The sequence below is a fragment of the bacterium genome, assembly GCA_024224155.1.
Lineage (GTDB): Bacteria > Acidobacteriota > Thermoanaerobaculia > Multivoradales > JAHEKO01 > CALZIK01.
In genome coordinates, this window is record JAAENP010000313.1 from 1 (window position 1) to 1,187 (window position 1,187).

The window sequence follows — 1,187 nt, forward strand, 5'->3', positions numbered from 1 at the left end:
CGCGATTCGGGCGCTTGTGCTGCGCCCGGACCGCGAGACCGATTGGACTCCGGAAGACACCGCGAGCTGGAGCGCTTACAACGAAGCGCTGGTGGCCTGGAACCGGTCGCGGGCGCGCAACATGGCGTTGACCAGGAAGTACTTCGGGGACGAAGCGGCGGCAGCGCTGAAGCGCATCCAGAACGATCTTGGAGATCTCGAATCGCAGGTCGCCGCCACCTACTTCGGCCGCACCAGGAGCCGCAACTACCTGACCCGGAAGAACGTCGGCAAGAAGTACCTGGTGATCTCGGACCGCCTGCTCGAGACCGACGTCGTCGCCCTCACCGAGACCATGATCGAGAGGATCCAGAAGCAGGAAGTCGGCGCCTTGACGACTTCCAACATCTGAAACCCGTCAAAAGGCCAGGATGAAGCCGGCCTTGAGCTCGAACTGGAAGAGCAGGTTCGTGTCCTCGTAGGCGAAGCAGAAGTCGGGGTTGCAGAAGACCTCCTCGTCGTCCTCGATGAAGGAGTTGTAGAAACGGCCTTCGAAGCGCACGCCGGTGTGGTCGTTGAACAACAGCTTGACGCCGCCGCCGAAGCTGATCGAGAACCGCGTCTCGTCCTCCCCGCCCTCGAGATTCAGGTTCACCGCCCCCAGGGAGCCGACGACGAAGGGCCGGATCTCCTCGGTCGGCAGCCACTGCCACAGGAAGCCGACGTGGAAGTATTCGATGTCGAGATCGAAGCTCCGTCGCAGGCGCCGGAAGCCCAGCAGCTCGAGCTCGGTCTCCTGCAGGCTGTAGAGGAGCTCGATCTGGGCGTGGCGGTTGATCGCGAAGTCGGCGATCAGGCCGAAGCTCTCGCTCTCTTCGATGTCCAGCTCGTCGAAGCTGAAGCCGTGGTCGTCGGTGAGCCAGCCGCCGAATTGGAAGCCGACGAAGGGCGTGATCTCGACCTGCTGGGCGCCCGCCGCCGAGGCGGCGAGCAGGCAGATCAGAAGTATCAAGGGGGTCTTGGGGCTCATGGTCTCTCTCTCTCTCTCTCGGTGTCATGATCGTGGCTTCGAAGGACGCGCGACGTCCTCATCGCTTCCATTCTAGTCCGCGCCGCGCGGCGCCTCTTGATGGAATGACGTGGGCAATGAGGTGCCCCTAATGAGGTGCCATCCTAATCGGTCGGCGGGTATAAGGCATCCACCATTA

At 62.6% G+C, this 1,187-nt stretch carries 2 protein-coding genes; one reads left to right on the forward strand and one right to left on the reverse strand.

Going from position 1 to position 1,187, the window contains the following annotated elements; all coding sequences use genetic code 11:
• On the forward strand, positions 1–391 hold a 391-nt coding region (locus tag GY769_16670), incomplete at its 5' end, for a hypothetical protein (GenBank protein MCP4203554.1).
• A gap of 6 nt (positions 392–397) precedes the next feature.
• Here GY769_16670 and GY769_16675 read toward each other — a convergent pair.
• The gene (locus tag GY769_16675) at positions 398–1,009 is read right to left on the reverse strand and encodes a porin family protein (GenBank protein ID MCP4203555.1); all 612 of its coding nucleotides are present in this window, start codon (positions 1,007–1,009) and stop codon (positions 398–400) included.
• Positions 1,010–1,187 lie beyond the last annotated feature (178 nt).

Excerpts from the sequence above, each read along its gene's own strand:
- GY769_16675 (MCP4203555.1), bottom strand. The coding sequence starts at position 1,009 with ATGAGCCCCAAGACCCCCTTGATACTTCTGATCTGCCTGCTCGCCGCC.